The organism is Peribacillus sp. NPDC097284 (assembly GCF_044761765.1).
Lineage (GTDB): Bacteria > Bacillota > Bacilli > Bacillales > DSM-1321 > Peribacillus.
The window spans coordinates 1-25425 of sequence record NZ_JBIWCZ010000005.1 but is presented as its reverse complement, the minus strand read 5'-3'; the positions used below and the strand labels follow the sequence as shown (position 1 = coordinate 25425).

The 25425-nt window shown below is 38.8% G+C and carries 24 protein-coding genes and 1 pseudogene; 22 read left to right on the top strand and 3 right to left on the bottom strand.

Annotation, left to right across the window (positions count from 1 at the left end; translation table 11 throughout):
- Positions 1–8: 8 nt before the first annotated feature.
- The 20 genes and pseudogenes from ACIQXU_RS11745 to ACIQXU_RS11650 all read left to right on the top strand — a co-directional run bounded on the left by ACIQXU_RS11745 (position 9) and on the right by ACIQXU_RS11650 (position 19633).
- A complete protein-coding gene (locus tag ACIQXU_RS11745) occupies positions 9–761 on the top strand; it encodes a hypothetical protein (RefSeq protein ID WP_402989474.1) in 753 nt (250 codons plus the stop codon).
- A gap of 70 nt (positions 762–831) precedes the next feature.
- Entirely contained in the window at positions 832–1290 is a 459-nt protein-coding gene (locus ACIQXU_RS11740) for a staygreen family protein (protein WP_402872733.1), read from the top strand.
- Between the two features lie 149 nt (positions 1291–1439).
- Complete coding sequence (locus ACIQXU_RS11735) at positions 1440–2117, top strand: TetR/AcrR family transcriptional regulator (protein ID WP_402872735.1); 678 nt, start codon at positions 1440–1442, stop codon at positions 2115–2117.
- 65 nt (positions 2118–2182) lie between these two features.
- Positions 2183–3325, top strand: coding sequence for an acyl-CoA dehydrogenase (locus tag ACIQXU_RS11730; protein WP_402872737.1), 1143 nt, complete (start codon positions 2183–2185; stop codon positions 3323–3325).
- 110 nt (positions 3326–3435) lie between these two features.
- Positions 3436–5073 (top strand): AMP-binding protein, encoded by a 1638-nt coding sequence (locus ACIQXU_RS11725; RefSeq protein WP_402989800.1) that lies wholly within the window; start codon positions 3436–3438, stop codon positions 5071–5073.
- Between the two features lie 12 nt (positions 5074–5085).
- Positions 5086–6435, top strand: coding sequence for an acetyl-CoA carboxylase biotin carboxylase subunit (locus ACIQXU_RS11720; protein ID WP_402989471.1), 1350 nt, complete (start codon positions 5086–5088; stop codon positions 6433–6435).
- Between the two features lie 57 nt (positions 6436–6492).
- Complete coding sequence (locus ACIQXU_RS11715) at positions 6493–6705, top strand: acetyl-CoA carboxylase biotin carboxyl carrier protein subunit (RefSeq protein WP_402872747.1); 213 nt, start codon at positions 6493–6495, stop codon at positions 6703–6705.
- Between the two features lie 17 nt (positions 6706–6722).
- Positions 6723–7622 (top strand): hydroxymethylglutaryl-CoA lyase, encoded by a 900-nt coding sequence (locus ACIQXU_RS11710; protein ID WP_402989468.1) that lies wholly within the window; start codon positions 6723–6725, stop codon positions 7620–7622.
- Between the two features lie 19 nt (positions 7623–7641).
- Positions 7642–8424 (top strand): enoyl-CoA hydratase, encoded by a 783-nt coding sequence (locus ACIQXU_RS11705; RefSeq protein ID WP_402989464.1) that lies wholly within the window; start codon positions 7642–7644, stop codon positions 8422–8424.
- Positions 8425–8447: 23 nt separating this feature from the next.
- Entirely contained in the window at positions 8448–9977 is a 1530-nt protein-coding gene (locus ACIQXU_RS11700; protein ID WP_402989461.1) for an acyl-CoA carboxylase subunit beta, read from the top strand.
- Positions 9978–10241: 264 nt separating this feature from the next.
- Positions 10242–11987 carry a methyl-accepting chemotaxis protein gene (locus ACIQXU_RS11695; protein WP_402989458.1) on the top strand — a complete coding sequence of 582 codons (1746 nt, stop codon included), beginning with the start codon at positions 10242–10244 and terminating at the stop codon, positions 11985–11987.
- 238 nt (positions 11988–12225) lie between these two features.
- Positions 12226–12990: an NUDIX domain-containing protein gene (locus ACIQXU_RS11690; RefSeq protein ID WP_402989455.1), complete on the top strand. Its 765-nt coding sequence runs from the start codon at positions 12226–12228 to the stop codon at positions 12988–12990.
- A 13-nt stretch (positions 12991–13003) separates the two neighbouring features.
- The gene (locus ACIQXU_RS11685) at positions 13004–13558 is read left to right on the top strand and encodes a cysteine hydrolase family protein (protein ID WP_402989452.1); all 555 of its coding nucleotides are present in this window, start codon (positions 13004–13006) and stop codon (positions 13556–13558) included.
- Positions 13559–13607: 49 nt separating this feature from the next.
- Positions 13608–15077, top strand: a complete 1470-nt coding sequence (locus ACIQXU_RS11680) for a nicotinate phosphoribosyltransferase (protein WP_402989449.1) — start codon at positions 13608–13610, stop codon at positions 15075–15077.
- Positions 15078–15106: 29 nt separating this feature from the next.
- Positions 15107–15937 carry an ammonia-dependent NAD(+) synthetase gene (gene nadE / locus ACIQXU_RS11675; protein ID WP_402989446.1) on the top strand — a complete coding sequence of 277 codons (831 nt, stop codon included), beginning with the start codon at positions 15107–15109 and terminating at the stop codon, positions 15935–15937.
- Between the two features lie 735 nt (positions 15938–16672).
- Positions 16673–16810 carry a hypothetical protein gene (locus ACIQXU_RS11670; protein ID WP_402989443.1) on the top strand — a complete coding sequence of 46 codons (138 nt, stop codon included), beginning with the start codon at positions 16673–16675 and terminating at the stop codon, positions 16808–16810.
- Between the two features lie 382 nt (positions 16811–17192).
- Positions 17193–18044, top strand: a complete 852-nt coding sequence (locus tag ACIQXU_RS11665) for a methyl-accepting chemotaxis protein (RefSeq protein WP_402989440.1) — start codon at positions 17193–17195, stop codon at positions 18042–18044.
- Between the two features lie 138 nt (positions 18045–18182).
- A pseudogene (locus ACIQXU_RS11660) lies at positions 18183–18470 on the top strand (IS3 family transposase); the annotation flags it as partial.
- Between the two features lie 121 nt (positions 18471–18591).
- Positions 18592–19140 carry a hypothetical protein gene (locus ACIQXU_RS11655; protein ID WP_402989438.1) on the top strand — a complete coding sequence of 183 codons (549 nt, stop codon included), beginning with the start codon at positions 18592–18594 and terminating at the stop codon, positions 19138–19140.
- Between the two features lie 205 nt (positions 19141–19345).
- Positions 19346–19633 carry a hypothetical protein gene (locus ACIQXU_RS11650; RefSeq protein ID WP_402989435.1) on the top strand — a complete coding sequence of 96 codons (288 nt, stop codon included), beginning with the start codon at positions 19346–19348 and terminating at the stop codon, positions 19631–19633.
- Between the two features lie 709 nt (positions 19634–20342).
- Here the strand turns inward: ACIQXU_RS11650 and ACIQXU_RS11645 are convergent.
- On the bottom strand, positions 20343–20753 hold the full coding sequence (locus ACIQXU_RS11645) for a hypothetical protein (protein WP_402959076.1): 411 nt from the start codon (positions 20751–20753) through the stop codon (positions 20343–20345).
- Between the two features lie 223 nt (positions 20754–20976).
- Here ACIQXU_RS11645 and ACIQXU_RS11640 point away from each other — a divergent pair, with 223 nt between their 5' ends.
- Positions 20977–21225 carry a hypothetical protein gene (locus ACIQXU_RS11640; protein ID WP_402959074.1) on the top strand — a complete coding sequence of 83 codons (249 nt, stop codon included), beginning with the start codon at positions 20977–20979 and terminating at the stop codon, positions 21223–21225.
- Positions 21226–21715: 490 nt separating this feature from the next.
- Here ACIQXU_RS11640 and ACIQXU_RS11635 read toward each other — a convergent pair whose 3' ends face one another.
- Together ACIQXU_RS11635 and ACIQXU_RS11630 are read right to left on the bottom strand one after the other, a co-directional pair.
- Positions 21716–21961: a hypothetical protein gene (locus tag ACIQXU_RS11635; RefSeq protein WP_402989432.1), complete on the bottom strand. Its 246-nt coding sequence runs from the start codon at positions 21959–21961 to the stop codon at positions 21716–21718.
- 417 nt (positions 21962–22378) lie between these two features.
- A complete protein-coding gene (locus ACIQXU_RS11630) occupies positions 22379–23452 on the bottom strand; it encodes a DUF3900 domain-containing protein (RefSeq protein WP_402989429.1) in 1074 nt (357 codons plus the stop codon).
- Between the two features lie 457 nt (positions 23453–23909).
- On the opposite strand from ACIQXU_RS11630, the gene bcaP reads away from it, so the two are divergent.
- The gene (gene bcaP / locus ACIQXU_RS11625) at positions 23910–25304 is read left to right on the top strand and encodes a branched-chain amino acid transporter BcaP (protein ID WP_402989426.1); all 1395 of its coding nucleotides are present in this window, start codon (positions 23910–23912) and stop codon (positions 25302–25304) included.
- Positions 25305–25425 lie beyond the last annotated feature (121 nt).

The following is a 25425-nucleotide window of genomic DNA, read 5'->3' as shown; positions in this document are numbered from 1 at the left end:
GAATTGCCATGAAAAAGTTAAAATTACTAAAATACTCGGTTTTAGTACTTTCAATCTTTTTAAGCTATCAAGCGGTCGAAGCACATGATAAAAATTTCCCAGAGAATGGGACCTATATCTCTTCGAAAAGGGATGTTACGGGGGATAAAAAAATTGACATAATCCAGGTCCAAGGCACACCTTTCGACAAAGGTAGCAAGTTCCTTAAAAAAATCGAGTTGCGAGTAGAAAGTAATCGCAACTCAATCATTGTCCCACTCGAAGCCGGGTATAAGCCGGAACTTTCACTGGTCGATTTGAATAAAGATGGGACACAAGATGTGCTTGTTACTGTCCTGACGGAAGGGATAGAGCGTACACTAAAGTGTTATGCTTATACATTCAAAGATGGAAAGGCCAAGGATTTGGATGTTCCGCCGTCCGTTCCAATCACCGCCCAATTTCTCGATGGGTACAAAGCGGAATTCAAAATTGAAGGGAAAAAGCCTGTGATTGTAGATGTCAGTTCAAGGAAGAGAGAGTATGAAGAGTTGGGGATTTATCAGGATGGCATGTTAAATGAGTCGACGGAGTTATTGGTTCATTCATACACTTCTTTGAAACCAAAGACTATCTTTGGAAAAGGGAAGGGATTATCGGGTGTCCAATATATAATGGGAATGGATGGGAGAGATCCATTGTTAGAAATCAAATCGGTTTGGTCATATAATAATGGGTGGAAATTGATGAAAACAGTGGTGAAACCCGTCAAGAAAAAGTAGATATTCACCAGGGATGGGCGACTGTCATAGTATAAGGTAAACCTGTATTTTTCAAAAGGAGTATGAAGGGATGCCAGAATTTCATCCGGAAAAATTAACGGTTAAGTTTATGCCACCCACGACCCCATGTCTCCCTGTAGACGGAAGGAAATATACACTGACTCATTCTGATGAAACAGGTGATCTATACCTTACCATCGGTACGCAATATGAGTGTTCTGCCTTGGATGCAAAAAAAAGAGATGAAGTGTTGGCTAATTGGGATGCATCTCTTGGTCAATATCTCTTAACGGTCAATGTGTTTGTAGATGGTTTGGAAAATGAGTATGATCAGGCAAAAGCCCGATATACAATTTTTCAGCAAAACCTGGATTTAGCTATTACGGCGATAATTAATGGAGATAAAGAATTTTATTGCTTTTTCCCATGGTTGATTGATTGCCCGATTCATGTTCAATTTCAATCCGGTTTCCCCGAATTCAATCAGCGTATCTTTTACGACACACCTCGATGCTATTGGATCAATTGAATTGTTCCCCGCTTATCACTTTTCATGAGTTAAGTGGGGGATTCAATGTATAGATTCGAATCATCCACTAGGATTATATATTAAAAAATTGACAAACTGATAATATTTGGTAAAATCTAATTAAATCCACTTGGTGAACAAACACGTTTGTGTTTAATGGATTTTATGTAAGCGGATACATAAGGAGTGATGGCCTTACGGAGTTAAAAGATAAAATCATTGAAACATCATTGAACCTTTTTGAACAAAATGGATACCACGGAGTTTCTGTGAACGAAATCGTGAAAGAATGCGGAACTAGCAAGGGTGGGTTTTATCACCATTTTTCCTCTAAAGATGAGCTCTTATTTGTCATTCATGATTGCTTTATATCCTATGTTTTAACGAAAGCACAGGAAGCCACCTCAGATAACATACACCCTTCAGCAAAAATGCAAAAGATCATCCTATCGTTTGTTAAAGTGTTTGACCTCTATAAACCACATATTTCGGTTTTCTATCAAGAAAGCATATATCTTAAACCACCTTATGTAGAAGCAATCAAAAAAAAACGTCACCAGTATAAAGAAATTGTATTCTCCGTTATTCAAGAAGGAATTGAAAAGGGAGAATTCCGTAGCGAGTTACCGGTGGAAATTACCGGGATGTCCATCCTAGGCATGGTGAACTGGACCTACAAATGGTATAAACGGGACGGCGGAAAGACAATCGAAGAAATCGGACGAATCTATGTCGATTTAATTTTAAAGAGCCTATTAACTGAAGAATTCAAAAATGATGCAAGCATCCAACCTTATTTACTAAAGAATCAAATGGATATCGATTAAAGTTAAAGCGTTTACATTCGATACAGACCGACTAGTTGGTCTCACTATGAAAGGGGAATGAATAAATGGATTTCTCACTAACGAAAGAGCAGCAAATGATCAAGGAAATGGTAAGGGAATTCGCAGAAAAAGAGATTAAACCAATTGCTATAGAACTGGATGCGAAGTCCATGTTTGCAGAAGACGTTTTCAAAAAGATGGGGAAACTCGGGTTACTTGGTATTCCATTCCCGGAGGAATACGGGGGTTCAGGCGGTGACACGATTTCCTATGCGATTGCTGTTGAAGAAATTGGTAAAGCTTGTGGAGGGACAGGATTAAGCTATGCTGCGGCCGTTTCGCTAGGGGCGAGCCCAATTTATTACTTTGGTACCGAGGAGCAAAAGCAAAAATACCTAATCCCGATTACCACTGGTGAGACACTTGCAGCATTTGGTTTGACTGAACCGAATGCAGGTTCCGATGCGGGTGGTACGAGAACGACGGCTGTAGTGGAAGGTGATGAATATGTAATCAATGGCGAGAAGACCTGGATAACGAACGCAAGCTATTCAAGGACCATCACAGTTACAGCCGTTTCAGGGAAAGATAGCAGGGGGAAAAATATCATCTCGGCTTTCATCGTCCCAACAGATACACCGGGATTAACGATAAATAGTAATTACGAAAAAATGGGAGTGCGAGCTTCTAATACATGTGAAATCATTCTTGATAATGTACGGGTGCCAAAAAAGAATCTGTTGGGTGATCCGGAAAAGGGATTCAAACAATTCTTATTTACCTTGGATGGAGGAAGGATTTCCATCGCTGCATTAGCAGTCGGAATAGCACAGGCGGCGTTCGACAGGGCTTTGGCGTTTTCAAAAGAACGTGTTCAGTTCGGTAAAACGATTTCCAACTTCCAAGCGATTCAGTTCAAACTGGCTGATATGGCAATGGAAATAGAATTGGCGAGAAATATGGTCTATAAAGCTGCGTGGCTAAAGGATAATAAAAAGCCATTTGCGAAAGAAGCGGCATTTGCCAAGCTTTTTGCTAGTGAAACCTCATTCCGTACGAGCAATCAAGCGATTCAAATCCACGGAGGATCAGGGTACATGCGTGAATATGAAGTGGAGCGCTACTTAAGAGATGCCAAGCTGCTAGAGATTGGGGAAGGTACTTCCGAGATTCAAAGAATGGTAATAGCTAGACAATTGGGTTGCTGATCTTTGGGGAAGCTGAAACTAGGTTCTTAGAGGAGTCCTGCAGATTTTATCACTTTTAATAAAAAGCGTTCATCTTACCTTTATTTGATAGGAGGAGTTTGATGTCAGATCTGCAAGATATTACGATTGGCAAACTGCTTGAAAAGACCGCTACTGAATACGGGAGTAATGAAGCGGTGGTATATCATGAACTAGGTTTACGATATACCTATAGTGAATTCGAAAAGGTTTGTCGTCAGGCAGCGCGCGGTTTTATGTCACTTGGTATTGAGAAAGGTGAACATATTGCCATTTGGGCTACCAATAAGCCTGAATGGGTCGTTTCCCAATTTTCAACCGCCAAGATGGGTGGGGTGCTCGTCACGGTCAATACGAATTACCGGACGAGTGAACTGGAATATCTCCTCCGGCAATCGGATGCGACAACAATCATTTTGATGGATAAATATAGGGATCACTCCTATATAGAGACACTTTATGAGATTCTTCCTGAACTAAAGACTGCGGAGCCTGGTAAATTAAAATCTGAGAAACTACCAAAGTTGAAAAATATCATCATGCTGAGTGAAATTCGTTATCCCGGTACTTTTTCATGGGAGGATGTCCTAAGTGGAAGTAATCAGATTTCAGAGGAAATGCTCGATAATCGGATGAAGGACCTGAAGCCGGAAGATGTAATCAACATGCAATATACATCGGGTACGACGGGCTTCCCTAAAGGGGTCATGTTGACCCATTCAAATCTGGTCAATAATGGGTTGAATACTGCGTCTTGCATGAAACTCACAAATGAAGATCGGCTCTGTATCCCGGTCCCGATGTTCCACTGTTTTGGATGTTCCCTTGGGACGATGGCTTCCGTTACTGTTGGGGCTACGATGGTGCCTGTTATTGAATTCAATCCACGTACAGTACTTCAAACCGTGGAGGCAGAAAAATGTACTGCGCTTCACGGGGTACCGACGATGTTCATCGCCGAGTTGAACCTTGATGACTTCGATCAGTATGATTTGCGGTCATTGCGGACAGGAATCATGGCCGGTTCCACTTGTCCGATTGAAGTCATGAAACTTGTAGTGAATAAGATGGGGATTTCAGAAATCACGATTACGTATGGTCAAACGGAATCGTCACCAGGAATTACGATGACCCGTACAGATGATCCCATTGAACTTCGCGTTTCTTCCGTCGGTCGGGCGTTGCCAAATGTGGAAGTGAAAATCATAAATCCTGCTACCGGAGAGGAACTAGAGCGGGGCCAACAGGGAGAACTTTGTTCAAGAGGTTATCATGTCATGAAGGGGTATTATAAAAACCCAGAGGCAACGAAGGAGGCCATTGATCCGGAGGGGTGGCTTCATACAGGAGATTTAGCGGTAATGGATGAAAACGGGTATTGCAAGATAACCGGTCGCCTGAAAGATATGATAATAAGAGGTGGAGAAAACATTTACCCCAGGGAAATTGAAGAGTTTCTTTATCGGCACCCTTTAATAGTCGATGTTCAGGTCTTGGGTATACCGGATAAGAAATATGGCGAAGAGGTAACGGCATGGATCATCTTGAAAGAAGGAGAAAGCCTGACTGCAGAGGAGCTGAGGACATTCTGCAAAGGGAAAATATCTCATCATAAGATACCACGTCACATTCATTTTACGGATGTCTATCCAATGACTGCATCCGGAAAAATCCAAAAGTATAAGTTACGGGAGCAGACTCTTGATTTATTAGCGGAACAGACTAAATAAGGAGGTAATTGGATGATTAAAAAGGTTCTTATTGCAAACAGAGGTGAAATTGCTTCGCGTGTCATTCGTACTTGTAAGGAATTGGGTATAGGGACTGTTGCCGTCTATTCAGAAGCTGATTCCGAATCTCCATTTGTTTCATATGCAGATGAAGCATATCTTCTAGGAGGATCCCGCGTTCAGGAAAGTTATTTGAATGTCCCAAAAATCTTAGAAATTGCTAAAGAGGCCAAGGTTGATGCCATACATCCTGGTTATGGATTTCTTAGCGAAAATGCAGATTTTGCACGCTCATGCGAAGCAGCAGGTCTGATTTTCATCGGTCCCAATCCAGATGTCATTCAACAGATGGGCAATAAAGTAGAAGCCAGAAAAAAGATGGAACAAGCGGGGATCCCATTAGTCCCAGGTTTTTCGCGCCCATTAATCGATAGTGCTGAGGCGGCAGCTGTTGCAGAAAAGATTGGTTATCCTATTATGCTGAAAGCGTCAGCCGGAGGCGGGGGCATCGGTATGCAGATGATTACTAACGAGGAAGAGCTCTCGAAAGCATTCGAAGGCAATCAAAAAAGGGCTCAGTTATTTTTTGGTAATGGGGATATGTTCATTGAAAAGTTAATTGAAAAACCACGTCATATCGAGATTCAAGTGCTGGCTGACAAATTTGGGAATGCCGTTTATTTATGGGAACGGGAATGTTCGGTACAAAGACGTCATCAAAAGGTCGTGGAAGAGGCCCCATCTTCTTTTCTTGATGAGGAAACAAGAAGGAAAATGGGTGAAGCGGCTATAAAAGCTGTAAAGAGCATCGGTTACCACAATGCTGGTACATTGGAATTTTTAGTTGATGCCAACAAGAAATTTTATTTCCTTGAAATGAATACACGACTTCAGGTGGAGCACCCGGTCACAGAGGAAATTACGGGTCTTGATCTTGTGGAACAGCAAATCAAAATAGCCAACGGAGAAAAACTCTCTTTTACACAAGAGGATGTTAAAAGACAGGGGCATGCCATAGAAGTGAGGATTTATGCAGAAGACCCTAAGACCTTCTATCCAGCACCAGGAACAATGACCGGTTTGTCCTTACCTGAAGGTGAAGGGATCCGTCATGAGCTCGCGGTTCAGGATAACTCGGTCGTTTCCCACTTTTATGACCCGATGATCGCCAAGTTGGTGGTTAGCGGAGCTTCTCGTGAGATTGCAATCGATAGATTAAAAGAAGCATTGAATTTATATAAAGTAGAAGGAATTAAAACGAATCTTCCCTTGCTCAAGGAAATCATTGAACATGCGGCTTTCCATAAAGGGGATACGACGACGGACTTCATCAATAAGTATATTAAAAAAATCACGGTATAAGTTGGGTGAGGCCTACTGGGTCTTATACTTTTCATTAAGAGAACAGGAGGAATTAAAATGGGAGAATTAAAAGCGAGCATGGCAGGAAGCGTTTGGAAAATCGTAGCAGGTGAGGGACAAAGTGTTGCTGACGGACAGGATATCATCATTTTGGAATCTATGAAAATGGAAATTCCCATATCAGTAGAAAAGGGGGGCACACTCAAAGAACTTAAAGTAAATGAAGGAGATTTTGTGAATGAAGGCGATGTTTTGGCCGTCATTGAATAAAGGGACGGAGGGATAGGATGAAATGGCCTGAAAGCGTAACTATTAAGGAAGTAGGCCCTCGGGATGGACTTCAGAATGAGAAGGTCATTATCCCGACGCAAAGAAAAATAGAGTGGATCGATCAGCTTTCCGAAACCGGTCTTACTTATATAGAAGCGACATCTTTTGTTCATCCTAAATGGATTCCTCAATTGGGGGATGCCTTGGAGGTAGGTAAAGGAATTAAGCGAAATCCAACTATCACATATGCGGCCCTCGTTCCGAACCGAAAGGGATTAGAGTCTGCCCTTGAAGCGAATATGAATGAAATATCGGTTTTCATGTCAGCCAGTGAAACCCATAATCTGAAGAATATTAATAAAACAATCTCTGACACATTCCCTGTTCTAAAGGAAGTCATCGATGCAGCAAAAGATTCAGGAAAGACGGTAAGAGGGTATGTTTCCACTGTGTTTGGTTGCCCTTATGAAGGACCAATTGATATCAATCAGATATTCAGGGTATGCGATCAATTATTCGAGTATGGGATCAATGAGCTATCACTAGGAGATACGATTGGTGTCGCTTCTCCTAGACAAGTGGATGTTTTCCTAGAGCAAGCGGTGAAACGGTATGACAAGGACAGTCTGGCCCTCCATTTCCATGATACTAGAGGGATGGCCCTTGCCAATGTCCTCAAATCTTTGGACTATGGAATTGACACGTTCGACTCGGCGCTAGGAGGGCTTGGGGGATGCCCATATGCACCGGGTGCGAGTGGAAATGTGGCCACAGATGATCTAGTTCACATGCTTCATAATATGGGCATTGATACGGGAATCGACTCCAAAAAACTGATCCAGTCAGCCTCTATGATGCAATCCTGTTTGGAAAAGCCTTTACCTAGCCATCAGATGGCCATTTACAACGCACAATAAACGCACGAGAGGTGAAGTAATGTTATCGAATGTAAAGGTTAGCCATGAGGAAAATGGAATAGCCATTGTGACATTGAATAGGCCGGATGCAGCCAATGCGTTATCCAGGGAACTTCTTCATAATTTATATGAAACTCTGAATGAATTGAAAATGCTGTCCAATCTTCGGACAGTGATTTTAACAGGGGCTGGAAATAAGGCTTTTTGCGCAGGCGCAGATTTAAAGGAACGGGCTGGGATGAATGAGGCGGAAGTCAAGGAAACGCTTAAACTGATCGGTGACACGATATCGGCAGTTGAAAGTCTTCCGGTTCCTGTCATCGCTGCGATTAATGGATCCGCTTTTGGTGGAGGTCTCGAGTTAGCTCTAGCGTGTGATATTCGTATTGCATCAAGCACAGCAAAGATGGGGCTAACGGAAACCTCACTTGGCATTATTCCGGGGGGCGGGGGGACCCAGCGTCTCCCTAGGATTGTTGGCATAGCGACAGCTAAAGAACTGATTTATACGGCAAGGAGACTGGACGCCGAAACAGCAAAACAGATGAGAATCATCAGCCAGGTGGTCGATTCCGAGCTCTTGCTTGAAGCAGCAAGAACACTGGCGAAGGAAATCGCTGTCAACGCCCCTTTGGCCCTGCGAGCTGCAAAAATGTCGATCAACCAGGGAGTAGAAACAGATTTAAAGACGGGGCTGCAAATCGAACAGGACTGTTATCAAACGACGCTACGAACCCATGACCGATTGGAGGGTCTGACGGCCTTCAAGGAAAAACGCAAACCGATATTTACTGGTCATTAACTTCAGTTGAAGGAGGAAGATAAATGGTAACAACCGATAAACTAAGTGAACATGTTGAAAAAATAAGTAAGGGCGGTTTGGAGAAATATCATCAAAAAAATGCAGAAAAAGGGAAGCTGTTCGTCCGTGAAAGATTAGAGCTGTTATTTGACGATGGAATAGATATTGAGGATGCCTTTTTTGCCAATTGTACGAGTGATGGCCTTCCGGCAGATGGAGTTGTCACAGGGATTGGAAAAATCAATGGCCAGACGGTATGTGTCATGGCCAATGATTCAACTGTGAAAGCCGGATCATGGGGAGCAAGAACGGTTGAAAAAATCATCCGTATTCAAGAGACGGCCGATAAGTTACAGGTACCCCTTCTGTATTTAGTGGATTCAGCAGGTGCCCGTATCACGGATCAAGTCGAAATGTTCCCAGGACGCCGTGGGGCTGGGCGGATCTTTTATAATCAAGTAAAACTGTCCGGTAAAGTACCACAGATTTGCCTCCTGTTCGGTCCTTCAGCCGCTGGTGGGGCATATATTCCAGCTTTTTGCGATATTGTTGTCATGGTTGAAGGAAATGCGTCGATGTACTTAGGTTCACCGAGAATGGCTGAAATGGTCATCGGAGAAAAAGTGACCGAGGAGGAAATGGGAGGAGCAAAAATGCATTGTTCCGTTTCAGGTTGTGGCGATGTTCTGGTACAGTCAGAACAAGAATCAATTGCCTTTGCCCGTCGGTACTTAAGTTATTTTCCAGGGAATTATCAACAAAAGCCAAAAGCGTGCCAATCAGAATTGCCTGCTGATTTTGAAAAAACGATTGAAGATTTGATTCCCAAAAATCAGAATGCACCATTCAATATGTATGACTTAATCGACAGGATCATAGACCGTGACTCATTTTGTGAAATTAAGAAGTTATTCGCACCTGAATTGATTACAGGTCTCGCCCGATTGAATGGTCAATCAATCGGGATCATCGCTAACCAGCCACGAGTCAAAGGGGGGGTATTATTCCATGATTCGGCTGATAAGGCAGCCAAGTTCATTAACTTATGTGATGCGTTCCATATCCCGCTACTGTTTCTTACGGATATTCCAGGTTTCATGATTGGTACCAAGGTGGAACAAGCGGGCATCATTCGACACGGCGCAAAAATGATTTCTGCCATGAGTGAAGCTACAGTACCAAAGATTTCTGTAGTGGTCCGAAAAGCTTATGGAGCTGGATTGTATGCAATGGCCGGTCCTGCTTTCGAACCGGATTGTGTATTAGCTTTACCGACCGCATTAATTGCCGTTATGGGTGCGGAAGCTGCTGTTAATGCAGTCTACGCTAATAAAATTAACGCATTGGAAGCAGAAGAACGACCTGCTTTTATTCAACAAAAACGAGAAGAATATAATAAAGATATCGATATCTATCGTTTGGCTTCCGAGATGATTGTCGACGCAATCATCCAGCCTAATGATTTGCGTGATGAATTAAGTAATCGTTTTGAAGCATATAGCAGTAAACAGCTAACATTTACTGATCGGAAACACGGGGTGTATCCGGTTTAATTAATCACTATTAATAAAAGCACCTTTATTAATAGTGGTAATGCTCATTAAAATGTGATGAGAATACCTCCACTAATAGCTTGATAAGTGGGGGTATTCCTATGTTTTGGAAAACCTCGCTTTACTATATATTCGTTTTTAACTCCATTATTTTCCAATCTGAAATCCATTCAATAATCTTCATATAATTTTCACAGAGACGATAAATAGGTATAAGACGTACTCATCCTACTGTTCTTAAATCATATAATGAGGTGAAACATCTTGATTAATATATTTCAAGGTAAATCTATAAAAACATCGCTAATTAAGTTGTTATTTGTTTTAATAGCATGTTTGTTACTATTCAATCTGGCAACATTATACTATGATTCTTCCCAATCGGTTGAACAAACCTTTAAGGAAACAGGTATAAAAGACGCAACAAGAGTAGCTTCAAATATCGATCCAGTCCTCTACCAGAAATTTCTTGATGAGCCCAAAGTCAATGACACATACAATCAAATTAAAAATCAATTAAATGATTTTCGAATTAAGTCCGGTGTTCTGTATGTATATACATATGCAGTGGAAGACAACAAGGTCAAAATGATGATCAACGGTTTAGATTCTGGTGAAGGGTCACCCATTGGGGAAATTATAGAGACGATTACTTATGAAGAGTTATCACCTGTCTTGATGGGTGAAACGTTGAGTACAGATATCATTAAAGATGAAAAGTACGGAAACTATATGTCATCTTTCGCACCCATTAAAGACAAAGATGGAAAGGTCATAGGCATTCTCGGTGTCGATACGGAGGCCGAAACTATTAAATCGATTAAAAATGGCGTACTATCCAGCCTTTTACCGATTGTCATTGCAATTTCGATTATTTTTACTGTACTCATATTGGGAATCGTCTACTATTATCTTGGTAAGAAGCTTAATCCTCTCAAGCGACTATCAGATATTGCAAATGCTATTACGAAGGGGCAGCTTGAAGAGGCCTCGACATTAACGCGGGAAAATAGAATACAATCTACAGATGAAATAGGATTACTCTATACATCTTTTGAAAAAATGACGGAGACTTTATCTGGAATGATACAAAAAATGCATGGTCTATCATCATCATTACATGAGCAGAGCAGTAAATTGAATAATTCCTCTAACGAAGTAAATGAAGGGACAACTCAAGTGTCTGTCACGATGGATGAAATGGCGGTTGGTGCAGAGTCTCAAGCTAACTTAGCCTCTACACTTTCGGTGGATATGAGAGAGTTTTCCGAAATCATTGCCGCAACAAATAAGCAAGGTCAAGAAATTACCCAGTCAACAGAAGTAGTAATTAATGATTCACAGACTGGCATGAAATTAATGAGCTCATCAATTGAGAAAATGCAGGAAATCTATAATATTGTCTCGGAGTCAGTAAATCAGGTGAAAACTTTGGAATCGCAAAATAAAGAAGTAACCACGCTTGTTACGCTCATTAGCAATATAGCTGATCAAACGAATCTACTCGCTTTAAATGCAGCGATTGAAGCGGCTCGAGCAGGAGAGCAGGGTAAAGGATTTGCGGTGGTAGCGGATGAAGTAAGGAAACTTGCAGAACAAGTTTCTGATTCTGTAAACGGCATTTCTACAATAGTCAGTAACGTTAAAAATAACTCAAAAAACATGGTGGAAATCCTTACATCTGGCTTAGAGAAAGTGGATGAGGGAAGAGGAAACCTTCATAAGACAGGTGAAACCTTCGATGATATTTCTACGGAATTGTCCACTATGAATGTATTGGTTCATTCCATGGTAAAACAGTTAATCCTGTTGACAAATAAAGAAGAAAAAATGAAAGGGTCCATTGAAGAAGTTGCGGCCATATCTGAGGAAAATGCTGCTGGTATCGAGGAAGTATCAGCATCTGCTCAAGAAATTAACGCAATGACTGGAGAGATGAAACAGTTAGTTTCCAATTTGGCCGTTGCTTCTGAAGATTTAGAAGAAATGAGTAATCAATACTCAGTTTAAGAATTCAATAAGAGACTGTCCCTTAAATGAGACAGTCTCTTTCTTGTATGTCAACAATTTTACTACTGTAAAGCTACGAGTCAACTTTCAGAAGCAATAGAAAATAATTGTCCTTAAAAATGGAAATAATTAAATGTTAAATGTTGCAAAAAAGTGAAAACGAGAGTATTATAATTAGTAATTAAGGATTTACTAATTACTCATCCATTTATTTAAAAGAAAGAAAGTGAGAGCTGCCATGGTTCAGCAAGGTAAAAAGAAATATATCACTCCAGATGGATACACTGCAGACATTGCTATCTTTACGATAACGGCTAAAAAAACCGAGAAAAAAGCACCACCTGAAATGTTCTTGAAACTATTATTAATTAAACGAGCGACTACAGATAAGGAAGGAAATCCAAATGTTGAAGGCAATAAATGGGCCTTGCCCGGTGGCTTTGTAAATGCTAATGAAACGGCCTATGAAGCCGCACAAAGGGAGTTAAATGAAGAAACTGGAGTCTCAGGACTTCAAGTGAAACATTTTGGTATGTATGACCAACCGGGCCGTGATCCGAGAGGGTGGATCATCTCAAATGCTTTTTATGCAATTGTTCAGGAGAAATTTCTCCATCAAAGGAAGGCCAACGATGATGCCGCAGAGGTCGACTTATTTACGATTAAGGAAGTCTTACAACTGGATTTGGCTTTTGATCATTATAAAATCATTAATGAAGCGATTGAACTACTGAAAAAAGAAATGATGCAAACGACCATTGCAAAAAACTTCTTGCCGGATGAATTTACGCTTTCGGAGCTACAACGAGTTCTATTGACAGTACGGGATGATGCAAAAATCAGCGCAGATTCATTGTTTTTTTCTAAAGCTCCAAAGCTCCCATTCTTGGAAAAGGTTTTGGATGAAAAGGGATTACAGAAGAAAACGAAACGTAATTCATTTCGTCCCTCACAACTTTACCGATTTAATGCTGAGATAGTCACGGACTCGATTTATTATTGAGGAGGAATGAAAAATGGGTAAAAAAGCATTGATTAATATCGATTATACGAATGACTTTGTAGCCGATCATGGTGCATTGACTTGTGGTAAGCCTGGTCAGGAGATAGAAGATGCACTTGTCAGTATTACAAAAGAGTTTATTAGACAAGGCGATTATACAGTTTTTGCGATCGATCTTCATGAAAAAGGAGACGGTTATCATCCTGAAGCGGATTTGTTTCCCCCTCATAATATTCGGGGTACAATTGGTAGAGATTTATATGGAAAGCTTAAAGATGAATATGAAATCAATAAAAATCTAATAAATGTACATTATATGGATAAGACACGCTATTCGGCCTTTGCAGGCACGGACCTGCATATCAAACTCAGGGAGCGGGATATTTCAGATGTATACCTAGTCGGAGTATGCAGTGATATATGCATTCTTCACACAGCCATGGATGCTTACAATTTAGGTTATAATATTTTCATTTATGAAAATGCAATCGCTTCATTTAATCAGACAGGACACGATTGGGCACTTACCCATTTCGAAGGGGTCTTAGGCGCAACGATCATAAAGTAACGTCACAGAAAAAAAGGGAGGTACCGCTTCTCTTTTGGGAGGAACTATCATGGAAAACAAATATAATGACGATAGCTACGCGCTACACACTGATCTATACCAAATCAATATGGCTCAAACATATTGGGAGGATAATGCCCATAACAGAAAGGCAGTATTTGAAATTTTTTTTAGAAAGCTTCCTTTCAATAGTGGGTATGCAATTTTTGCGGGACTAGAAAAGATTGTCCATTATCTTCAGAACTTTAGCTTTTCAGAAAGCGATATTGAATACCTGAAAAAAGAATTGCATTACGAAGAGGACTTTTTGAATTATTTGCAGAATATTTCATTTACTGGGACGATACGTTGCATGAAGGAAGGCGAGCTTGTATTTGCCAACGAACCGATATTACGTGTAGAGGCACCTCTTGGTGAAGCACAACTCATTGAAACGGCGTTGCTGAACATTGTGAACTATCACACACTCGTTGCTACGAAAGCTTCACGAATTAAGCAGGTTATTGGCGATGAGTCTGCACTGGAATTCGGATCACGCCGTGCACAAGAAATGGACGCAGCCATTTGGGGAGCACGTGCTGCCTATATCGCCGGGTTTGATTCCACAAGCAACGTCCGTGCAGGAAAGCTATTCGGAATACCGGTATCAGGCACACATGCACATTCTATGATCCAAGCTTATAAAGACGAATACACAGCATTTCATAAATACGCAAGCTCTCATAAAGACTGTGTGTTCTTGGTCGATACCTATGATACATTGCGTTCAGGCATACCAAATGCCATCCGCGTTGCTAAAGAATTGGGGGACAAAATCAATTTCATCGGAGTCCGTCTTGATAGCGGGGATCTAGCTTACCTTTCAAAAGAAGCACGACGCATGCTTGATTCAGCTGGTTTCCCAGATGCAAAAGTTGTAGCATCGAATGATTTGGATGAATATACGATTATCAACCTGAAGCAACAAGGAGCGCGGATTGATATTTGGGGTATCGGTACAAAATTGATCACCGCTTTTGACCAACCTGCATTGGGTGCCGTTTATAAAATGGTTTCAATAGAAGATGAAAGCGGGAATATGAGAGATACCATCAAAATTTCTTCCAACCCTGAAAAGGTAACGACACCTGGTCTTAAACGGATCTATCGGATCATTAATAAGGTCAACCACCATGCAGAAGGTGATTACTTGGCGATGGAATTTGAAAAGCCACAGGAACAGGAAAAACTAAAAATGTTTCATCCCGTGCACACTTTCTTAAGTAAATTTGTCACAGATTTCGATGCAATTGACCTGCACGAAGACATTTTTGTAAATGGTACATTAACGTACGAATTGCCATCGATTGATGAAATTAAAGCTTTTACGTTAAGAAACATTCAAGTATTGTGGCCAGAATACTTAAGGGCCTTAAATCCGGAAGAATACCCCGTCGACCTGAGCCAGGAATGTTGGGATAATAAAATGAGAAATATAGATGAAGTGAAAGCCAATGTGGATAGAAAGCTTACAAAATAACGAATCTATTTGGGAAGAGGGGTTATACAGTGCGTCCATTACAAAAAGAAATCATAGAAAAATTACTTGTTCAACCAACGATCAATCCAGAAATTGAATTCCGGAAGAGCGTCGATCTTCTAAAGAACTACTTGAAGAAGAATTCATTTCTAAAAAGTTTCGTACTTGGAATTTCAGGTGGTCAGGACTCAACCATAGCTGGCTACATGGCCCAAGTAGCGATCAATGAATTGAATCAAGAGTTGAAGACCATCGAGTATACATTTATCGCTGTCAGCCTCCCCTACGGTATCCAGGCTGACGAAGAAGATAGGCAGCTAGCTCTGAAATTTATCAAGCCAAGCATGACCGTAACCGTCAACATTAAGGGCGCGGTTGACGCATCTGTACGTGCAGTAGAGGAAGCGACAGGAAAAAAATTGACACACTTCCTAAGAGGCAATGCAAAGGCACGCGAGAGAATGAAGGTCCAATATGATTTAGCAGGACTGTATAAAGGTGTAGTCCTCGGTACAGATCATGCAGCAGAAGCCATCACGGGATTCTTTACCAAACATGGAGATGGTGCAGCTGATATCATTCCGCTTTACCGTTTGAATAAAAGACAGGGCAAAGAAATCCTGAAATTCGTGGGAGCACCTGAACGACTATATATGAAAATTCCAACAGCCGATTTAGAAGATGATAAACCATTGATTCCTGATGAAGTTGCCCTAGGGGTAAGTTATGATGAAATTGACGACTACCTAGAAGGTAAAGATATTAGGACAGAAGCGGCCGAAATCATTGAAGGCTGGTATACAAAAACGGAACACAAACGAAATGAAGCCATTAATGTGTATGATACATGGTGGAAATGATAGTAAAAGGTAGCCATACTAGATAATGACTCAATATAGAGCCCCAAAAAAACCGTACAACTCTTTTAACTAAGAGTGTGCGGTTTTTTTGACTCAGTCGGGATTACTGAAGAGGAATACTATGAAGATAAAAACTTCACATATAAGGAAGATGATTTATTGATTATTTCATAGTACAAAATGTCCATTTATTAACTTTAAAGCCATTTATAGAATCCTTAATGGTAAGCGATTAGAACAAGGAGCGATGATAAAATGAGTATCGATGTAAGCGTTTCCCCTCTGTATGCGATTTTTGGAATATTGGACATAGTTCTTCGGTTAATAGCTATACCTGCAATTATATACGGTATATATTTATTACGTAAAATATCAAAAAGATAGTTTTAAGAGTCGATTGCTTAAAAAGCTGATCCCGATTCTTTTTAATATAATTATGAAGTTAAACAAAGAAAAGCAATATGATACAGCCTACCAATGTGATGCAGGTGGCAAATTATTACAAGATGAGCACAAAATATGAATGAAGCACAGCCCATAACAAGTGTTCAAACACCTATGTCGAAAATGGTTTGAGTTTAACCAAAAAAGTGGGTGATACAACTCATGAATACTTCTATACCGATGAAGTGTTGGATATGGAAGTTGTAAAGAAAAAAGGGTTTATATTAACCATAACTCAGAGCACGGAACATTTTAGCCCTAGATCCACATCCAGGAGACGATGAGGAGCCGTTGTCACAGAATGGGTATACGTATGGGAATAATTATCCGGTTATGAATGTGAATCCGAACGGTAATGTAGCTTGGATGGTAGTAGGCGCAATTACAGGAGGTTTAGTTGCGTGGTTAACTTATAAATTAGAAGCTTAACTTGAAATATGAAGATATACACGTAGTAGTTTAATAACGAAGGCACAGATGCTCGCTTATGTGCGATAAATAGAGGATTATTAAAAAAGGCAATAAAGTATGGGTATCTAACATCAAAAGAGGCAAACAAACTTTATATAGGATAACGAAGGATTTGAAAATAGAACCTTACTCCATGAGGATAGGTTCTATTTAGGTAAGGTTTGTGTGAATATAAGTTTCTAATAGTTAGAATATTTAAACTTCTACTGCTATCATAAATACATTTTGGTTTTGGTCGATAAAAAACAAGGGTTCTTTTATACTGAGTAACAAATTTTTATTAATTTAATATTATTCAAAAAAGACTCATATTTAACTTATAATTGAAAGGTGTGCAACGATGAAAATGGGTCTTTATTCTTTACAACCGCAGTTGGAAGCTTTTGTATCAATCGCACCACTCCTTAACGAGTTAATGCCTGAAGACATTACAATTGGTGTATGCGATACGGAAAAGTTTTTGTTAAGTGTACCGGGCAAGACTTTTTCCCTTGGTATCGAGCCGGGCTATCCACTTCAAAAAAATGATGCTATAACGGAAGCCATTAGAACTGGAAGAACTGTAAGAGTTTTTGTACCAGAAGAAGTTTTCGGTGTCCCGATTATTGCAAGTGCAATCCCTCTTTTTGATGAAAAGAGACAGGTGATTGGCGGAATTGGACTTGGTGCAAGTATGGAGCAATATCATGCATTGTTTGGAATTGCTTCTAAATTATCAAAAGCAGTCGAACAAGTAACCGGGACAATTGAAGAGCTTGCTGCCAGCACTATTGTTTTATCCGAGAGCATGCAGCATATTTCCAATCAATCGAGTTCTGTTTTGCAAAGTGTTAGTGAAATCGAGAAAGTGTCTAAGATGGTAAGGGAAGTCTCTGATCTTAGCAATATTCTAGGTTTAAATGCCTCAATCGAAGCAGCCAGGGCTGGAGAGTTTGGGCGAGGGTTTTCTGTAGTTGCAAATGAAATCAGAAAATTGGCAGGGAATTCCAGAAGCCATACAGAGGTAATAAAGAAATCCGTCAACAATATTGAAGATCTGATTAAAACCCTAAGTACCTCCATTACGTCCATAAATGAAGAAACAGAAAATCAATCGGCGGTAACAGAAGAAATTTCAGCAACCATGATGGACATCAGTTCTCATGCAAGTTATTTGGCAGAAATGGCACAGGATATGTTAAAGGGAAAATGATAAAATAAAAAACACTGCATTGAACTGCACCCCAATTGCTAGACACCCTTTTAACAATTGGCGTTGCAGTTTTTTGTCTAATTTTAATGCAGAAAAAACCACAGGTTGTTGAACGATATCCATGAAGAAAGATATTAAAAAACAAAATTAGTGGAAGGCTCTATTGAAGCGCTTCATACTGAAATTGACTGTTTACGTATGGGTAACGATACATAAAAAAATTGAATGCCTTAGTTCAAAATAAGGAAAAATCACCAAACAGGACAAGCACAAATAGTCTAAGAGTTAAGGTATAATATCCGTTGACTGACTCGTAAAGCTGGGAGTCCGCGTAGTACGTATTATGATTTAGTGAAGTGTATGAATTGTTCCATTCCAAATGTTGATGTAAAGGTGGAAATTAAAGCTATTTATGAGGAACATAAAATACAATTATTTAGAGGGGCAATAGGGAAAGCCACACCCAATATCCTAATTCTATAGCAGTCGCCCCCTAACGAAAAGTTCCTAACCGCTTTCTGGATGGTAAGATAAAGGAGGGAGAAAAATGCGTACATTTGATTACGAAGTGAGTGAATCCATAGAAAAGGATGAAGTATTGGATAGGATCTATAATCCTCCAATAGATCTTATATACTTTTTTAGAGATGATTCAAATAATGGTTTAACCTATACTTTTCTATTGAATACTGTGAACTTCCCTTTCTTTATTGTAATGAATGATGGCATGGGTTTTTATGAAGATTTTGAACACTTAAAACTATCCAAGCTGGTTCATTTAAATGATATAGAAAATATAAGCTTGAAAGTTTTCCAAGTACAAAGTAATAGGGATTTAAAGTTATTGATGCCTTATATACTTTTTTGTATTACCAATGGATGTTACGGGTTAGTATGTGATTGTCAACAGATGCATCTTCATAAGATTATTTCGTACAATATGGAGGATAATTATAAACTTAAAAACAATACTGATTTAGATCCAAACGCAACGATTTACTTACTCTCAGATGTCGGGATAAGGATTTATAGCAATGATATGGTTTTAGGTAATATAAGCAAAATACATCTATTAATAAATGAAGCATTTAATTGAACGCTTATCTAACTTTACAACGAATCAACCGAAGATATCCAAATACGTTTCAAGTTATAAATAATAGTCCAAAAGATTTATGTTATTTCTTCCAAAACCGTTTTCAAATGGTATAATAGGTAACTGTAATGAGAATGATGTATTAGTAAACTGATAGAAAAGCCATGTGTACGGGAGTAATAATATAATAGAAAAGGTGAGATAAGTGAAAGTTAATTTAAAGCATCCAGAAACGAATATGGTTAAAACAGTGAAAGTGGGTTTTAGCTGGACAGTATTTTTCTTTAGTTTTTTACCTCCTCTTTTTAGAGGAGATTGGAAATGGGGGATTATCATTTTTTTAGCTGCATCTTTTACCTTCGGTTTTACTGGTCTTATATTCATGTTTATTTATAATAAAATTTATTTGAATGAGTTATTAGAAAAAGAATACGTAGCTGTGGATGATCTTTCTGAAACGATTTTAAAAGATAGAGGGTTTATTGCAAGTTAAGTAATGATATTCCTAGGATAAATTAAGTCACCATAGCGGTGGCTTTTTCTTATGCTAACAGTAATTTTCACTAGTTAGCCGGGGTTTTTCAAACTATTATTTATGATAGGTTCTACACCAGCGTGTCCCTATGAACCAAGAATAATTAGTTAATAAAATCGTATAATATCTTCCAAAATAGTCCTCGATAGAATACATAATAAAAATACAAGAGGTAATAAGATGTTTTATAGCATAGGGGATCCACACATCTAAGTTAAAATTTAGTAGATAATTAAATGTTCCATGGAGGAAACTGAATTAAAACTTACATTTCATACATTTTTATCGATTCGAACGTACCCAACATTCATCCAGAATGATTACATTGGCAAGTCCAATTAACATATTTGTACAAACTATTTACTTGCATTTTACATACATAATAGTAGATAGATAATTAATAAGGTTTGGGGAGTAATAAATGAAATTCATTTTCAAACTTTTGAATAATATCGCTAAGTATCTACTAATATCATTCTTCTGGTGGCTAGTGATTATATATACATTAATAAAATAGGGGGGCGACAAGATGTTACATAGATAAGACGATGAAACGGATGTAATTTGATAGGAAGTTATTGTAGAAGAAAGGAAAAAATGAAAAAACGCGCTTTCAAGCGTGCACGTTTTCTCATTGTGGTGGAGATATATTCAGGCTTGTATCTTGTTATCTTTTTTTAGTCTGTTTCAAAATTCTTTTAATGAATAAGTATAAAAATGATAGAACAACGAAAATTAAGAAAAAGACGATGAAACCCCAGAGACCTATGGCAGCATCTTGAAATTCCATATTCCCTCTACTAGTTAACGCCTGTTGTATTTCAATTGCAAAAACCAATACCACCATGACGGTGAATGTATAAATGAAAGAAAGTATGGTAATGCCAAATCGTAGTCTTGATATGATGTTAGATAAAACTAGCACAAAGATGAATATGATAATCCCTATAATGCCCATTATCCAAAAGTGTAGATCTTTATCCGTAGCATTTAAGTTTAGTGTATCACTTACAAATATCAGGATGAAATCATGAATGTTATTGATGATCTCGGTTAAAACCAGAATAATTTCCTTCAAATAGTGCACCTCCAATTTCTAAATTATAGCAGGTTGTAATTTCATAGAGAAGGATTAAGGATATAAAAAGGGTACATCAAACAGATTTTAATAGGATTACCAAATTCAATTTATTTTATCATTGCTTAAATAGAGGGAAGGTGTAATATCTTAAATATGGGTAGGACGAACCGTTTTGATATGTATATTTTACAAATAACAACCAAGCTTTGGGGGAAGAAATATGAATCGTGAAAACCAACATATTTTAAATGTAATCGATTTTATAAAAACGGGACATAACACTTGTTTCGTGAAAGTGGTAGGATATGATGCGGATGCACAAGTGGAGTTTGAAGGAGAAATCAAGTTTGTTCGGGAGAGACCATTTGGAGATTTGATCCATCCAGAAAGGTCAAAGCTAACACCTTCCAGTAGAGAATTTGTTAGGGATAATTTGATTAATCGGTATAATAAAGGTGAATTTAACTGAGCAGAAAATATTGTGACCTTCTCATATTCAAGGATTTCTCCTGCAAGGGTGATATAAAGCCATTCTTTATTTAGGTGATTGTCTTGTACGCCTAAGAAACAGACATCAATATGTACTCTTGTCACCATTTCTCACTAATTATATAAGCAACTTGTCCACACACTCCGATAAGTACATGCATATAATTTAGTAAGGAGGAGATAGTTATGAGTACAAATTGCTGCTTTGTGAAAAAATGCTATGAGGAGAATGACCCTTATTCAGTCTGGGTTCCAAAAAGACCTTGTTCTTGTAAAAAGAATAAAAAAAGTTGTTATTACTACTAATATCATTTCATCATTAGGTGAATGAATATTTTTTAGGGCAGTTCTTGGACTGCCTTTTTACTTGGATTAAAAAAGACTATTTTGTAAGATTTTTTGCGAAGGAGCTAAAATTTTGTAGTGAAGAAAAAAGCACCTTACCTACGGGTATTGTGCTTTTATTTGTATTATTTATCCTTTAATAATTGCCTGCTTTGAAGGATAATTTCCCTATTTTTATTGATGGCTTCCACATTATTTAATTTAATATGATCGTTAAGGTTTTCATGATCTTCCATATATTCAAGTAGTAATTCCACAGACTTATCCAGCAATTTTTCCATCTGGATATCCCTTTCTTTGGCTAAACGAGTGAGTCGCATGTTTAAATGAGAAGCCAGCGTAGTACCAATTGGATCTCTACTTTCACTCATTTATATTCCCCCTTAAACTGTATTACTTCTATTATATGTTGGTAAGCATTGGATGGCAATGCAAATTATTATTGGTCTCTTCTACAATCAAAGGGGGGTAGTTAGCTTTGAATGGACAGTTAACAATCTCTGATAGTATAGTTTCCAAAGAAGGCCAATAGTCAGGTTGAAATCAAACCGTGGAGGATCCAAATGATTCGCTTAAAATGAAATTCTATAGCTAAAAACCACTCTGCTTTTTTAGCGGAGTGGCTAGAATGATATTTTATAAAATGAAATCCTTTAAAATATAAGCCCTAAATCCTTAATTTTTATTTTTTATGATCACAACTGCGGTCGCAAAAATGCGAGAAATTATAGTTATATTCATACTGTTGGCGTTAGGAAACCAAAATTTCAAACTCTATATAAAACCCCTCAATACTCTCCAATACTCTTCTTACTAATCCGCTCCACAATCTCCATCAAATCATCTGGCCTATGGAATTCAATCGGTGAAACGCCTTTATCGAACTGAATCGTGTCGGCTTCTATCATTAATACATACTTCCCATTAATCTTGCCTAAATGAATGCTTTCCCCGAAATCGGCTAGAAGTCCTTTAACGGAGGTACTGCCAAGCTTCATGCGCAGTTCGGCTTCTGGTGTATGTTCGACGATTTGGGCAGTTGCTTCGACGACCTGGTGGGTTTCTAAGCGTTCCTGGATTTCCCGTTTTTCACTTGATTCCCAGATTTCGAGGTCTTGCTCGAATTTCTGCAGTTCGTCGCTGTTTTCTTCGAATTGTGCAGATACATGTTCATGGACCATATGAATGACCTGGTTTTTCATAATTTCTGGCATGGATTCCCCATATTCTACGAACTTAAGGAAATCCTCGAAGTAGCGGGCATGTGAAGCCTGGTGGATTTTCAGTTCACCTTCTTCGACAATTCCTTCTTCGGGCATGAAGGGGTACTGAATCGATTTCATATTTTTTGTGGTAATGGCCATTTCCACATGTCGAATTAATGTTCGTTCGTCGGAAATGGAAGCGACTTTTGGCTCGAAATCACATTTCAATAGAAAGATGAAAGGTTCATCAAGATATTGCGTCAACTTAGCCGAAGCAATAAGGAAAACCCCGCCACGTACAGCACTTGTATCTATATAAGATTGGGCAAAAAGTTCATTTTCCTTTTGAAACTCTTCTTTTGATCGTGCATATCGGACTCGATTGAATGCATTGTAATTTGGGTTTGAGTCGAGCGCATGACCTTCTTCTACTATAAATGAACCGATTTTCGTCGGAATTTGTTCAGTTTTAGGATGACGGTCCACTTTTCGTTTGGAGATTTTCATCAATTCACCATCTAGAAAATCCTTTAAAGGACTATCTTCATATTCCTGGGTATCAAGTGTTTGAAAGTGTTTAAAACGTTTGTCCGCCTGATCGCCTTTTCCTTCGACTTGTATTAAATAAAAAGACAGATAGGTAATCGCAAAATCCATGAAAGTCACCTACTCCATTATATATATTTCCTCTTTTAAGACTTAATAAGTATAGAGATGCCAGTCTCATCCGTCAATATTAATCTAGTCACCTTGAACATGGTATTAGGACATTATGCTCCGAAGGTGAGCCCTGTAATGAAGTAAATTTATATACATATTACTAGTGAAAGTTGCCTTATAATTAAGAAATATTAAATGTCTAATATTTTGTGAGTATATTAATAGTGTATATAAATCTTGTAAGCTTTAATGAAAATAAGGATAGTATTCTTTAAAAATTATACTATTACAATAATAAAACCATTGACGGGTAAAAGGGTAATGCGTATAATTTGAAAGTCTGATAATTCAGGATTTGTTGAGTTTTGTCGAAATTTATCTTAACTAAACAATATTTTTAGCCATTCTATTATTTACTTATTGAATGTTTTTTATTTTTTATGGAGGAGAAAAGATGAACATTTTTAGAAAGAAGTCCATCGAGGACTTATTGAACACAGGTTCCAATAACAATGGTTTGAAGAGGGAGCTAGGTGCTTGGGATTTAACGATGCTAGGTATAGGCGCCATTATTGGGACAGGCATTTTTGTATTGACGGGTACTGGAGCGGTCCACGCCGGGCCTGCACTATCCCTTTCATTTGTCATTGCAGGTCTAGCTTGTTTATTTGCCGCTCTTTCATATGCTGAATTTGCATCCTCCGTTCCAGTTTCGGGTTCGACTTACACTTATGCTTACGCAACACTTGGTGAATTCGCTGCTTGGATTATCGGGTGGGACCTAATTCTTGAATATCTCTTGGCAGTTAGCGCGGTATCCGCCGGTTGGTCTGGTTATTTCCAATCGTTCTTACATGGAATCGGGATTAACTTACCAGAAGGGATTACTGCAGCACCTGGTTCTATTGAAGGCACCACAACGTATATGAACCTTCCGGCATTTTTAATCGTCATAGCAATCACGTTATTAATTTCCCGAGGTACCAAAGAAACCAAACGAGTGAATAACATCATGGTCATCATTAAATTGATTGTTGTAGCATTGTTCATCATTTCATCTATTTTCTATGTGAAGCCAGAGAATTGGCAACCATTTATGCCATTTGGAATAAGTGGTGTGTTTTCAACTGCCGCATTGATGTTCTTTGCGTTTATCGGATTCGATGCAGTAGCTTCCGCAGCTGAAGAAACGAAAAATCCCGGAAAAAACTTACCCCGAGGAATCATTGGTTCATTGATCATCTGTGTTGCTTTATATATGGTTGTTAGTTTAATCATGACTGGTGTGGTACCGTATGCACAATTCGGAACTGCGTTGGATCATCCAATTTCTTTGGTTTTACAAGTTGTAGGACAAAATTGGATTGCAGGATTCATTGATGTTGGAGCCTTTATTGGAATGACGACGGTCATCCTGGTTATGTTATTTGGACAATCCCGTATCATGTTTGCGATGTCTCGTGACGGTTTAATGCCGAAGCCATTATCTAAACTGCACAAGAAATATAAAACACCCTATGCCGTTACTTGGATGTTCGGAATCATTGCCGCGTTGCTTGGTGCATTTATTCCATTGAGTGATTTAGCTGAGTTGGTCAATATAGGAACACTAACGGCGTTTACTATGATATCCGCTGCAGTCATCGTATTACGAAAAATCAAACCAGATTTGAAACGTGCTTTTTATTGCCCATGGGTGCCTCTCGTACCAGGATTAGCAATCGTTTTCTGTGTGTTTCTGATGTTCCAATTAGGGAGCCATACATGGATTCGTTTCTTGATTTGGATGGTCCTCGGTATTATCGTGTACTTTGTATATTCACGAAAACACTCCAATCTGAATCAATAAATCGTAAAAACACTCTAACGGAGTGTTCAGACTGTAGACAAACTCGATGAAAATCGACTTTGCCTACAGTCTTTTTTATTTTAAAATAAAAGTATTAAAACTTGAGGTGATAAAGATGCTT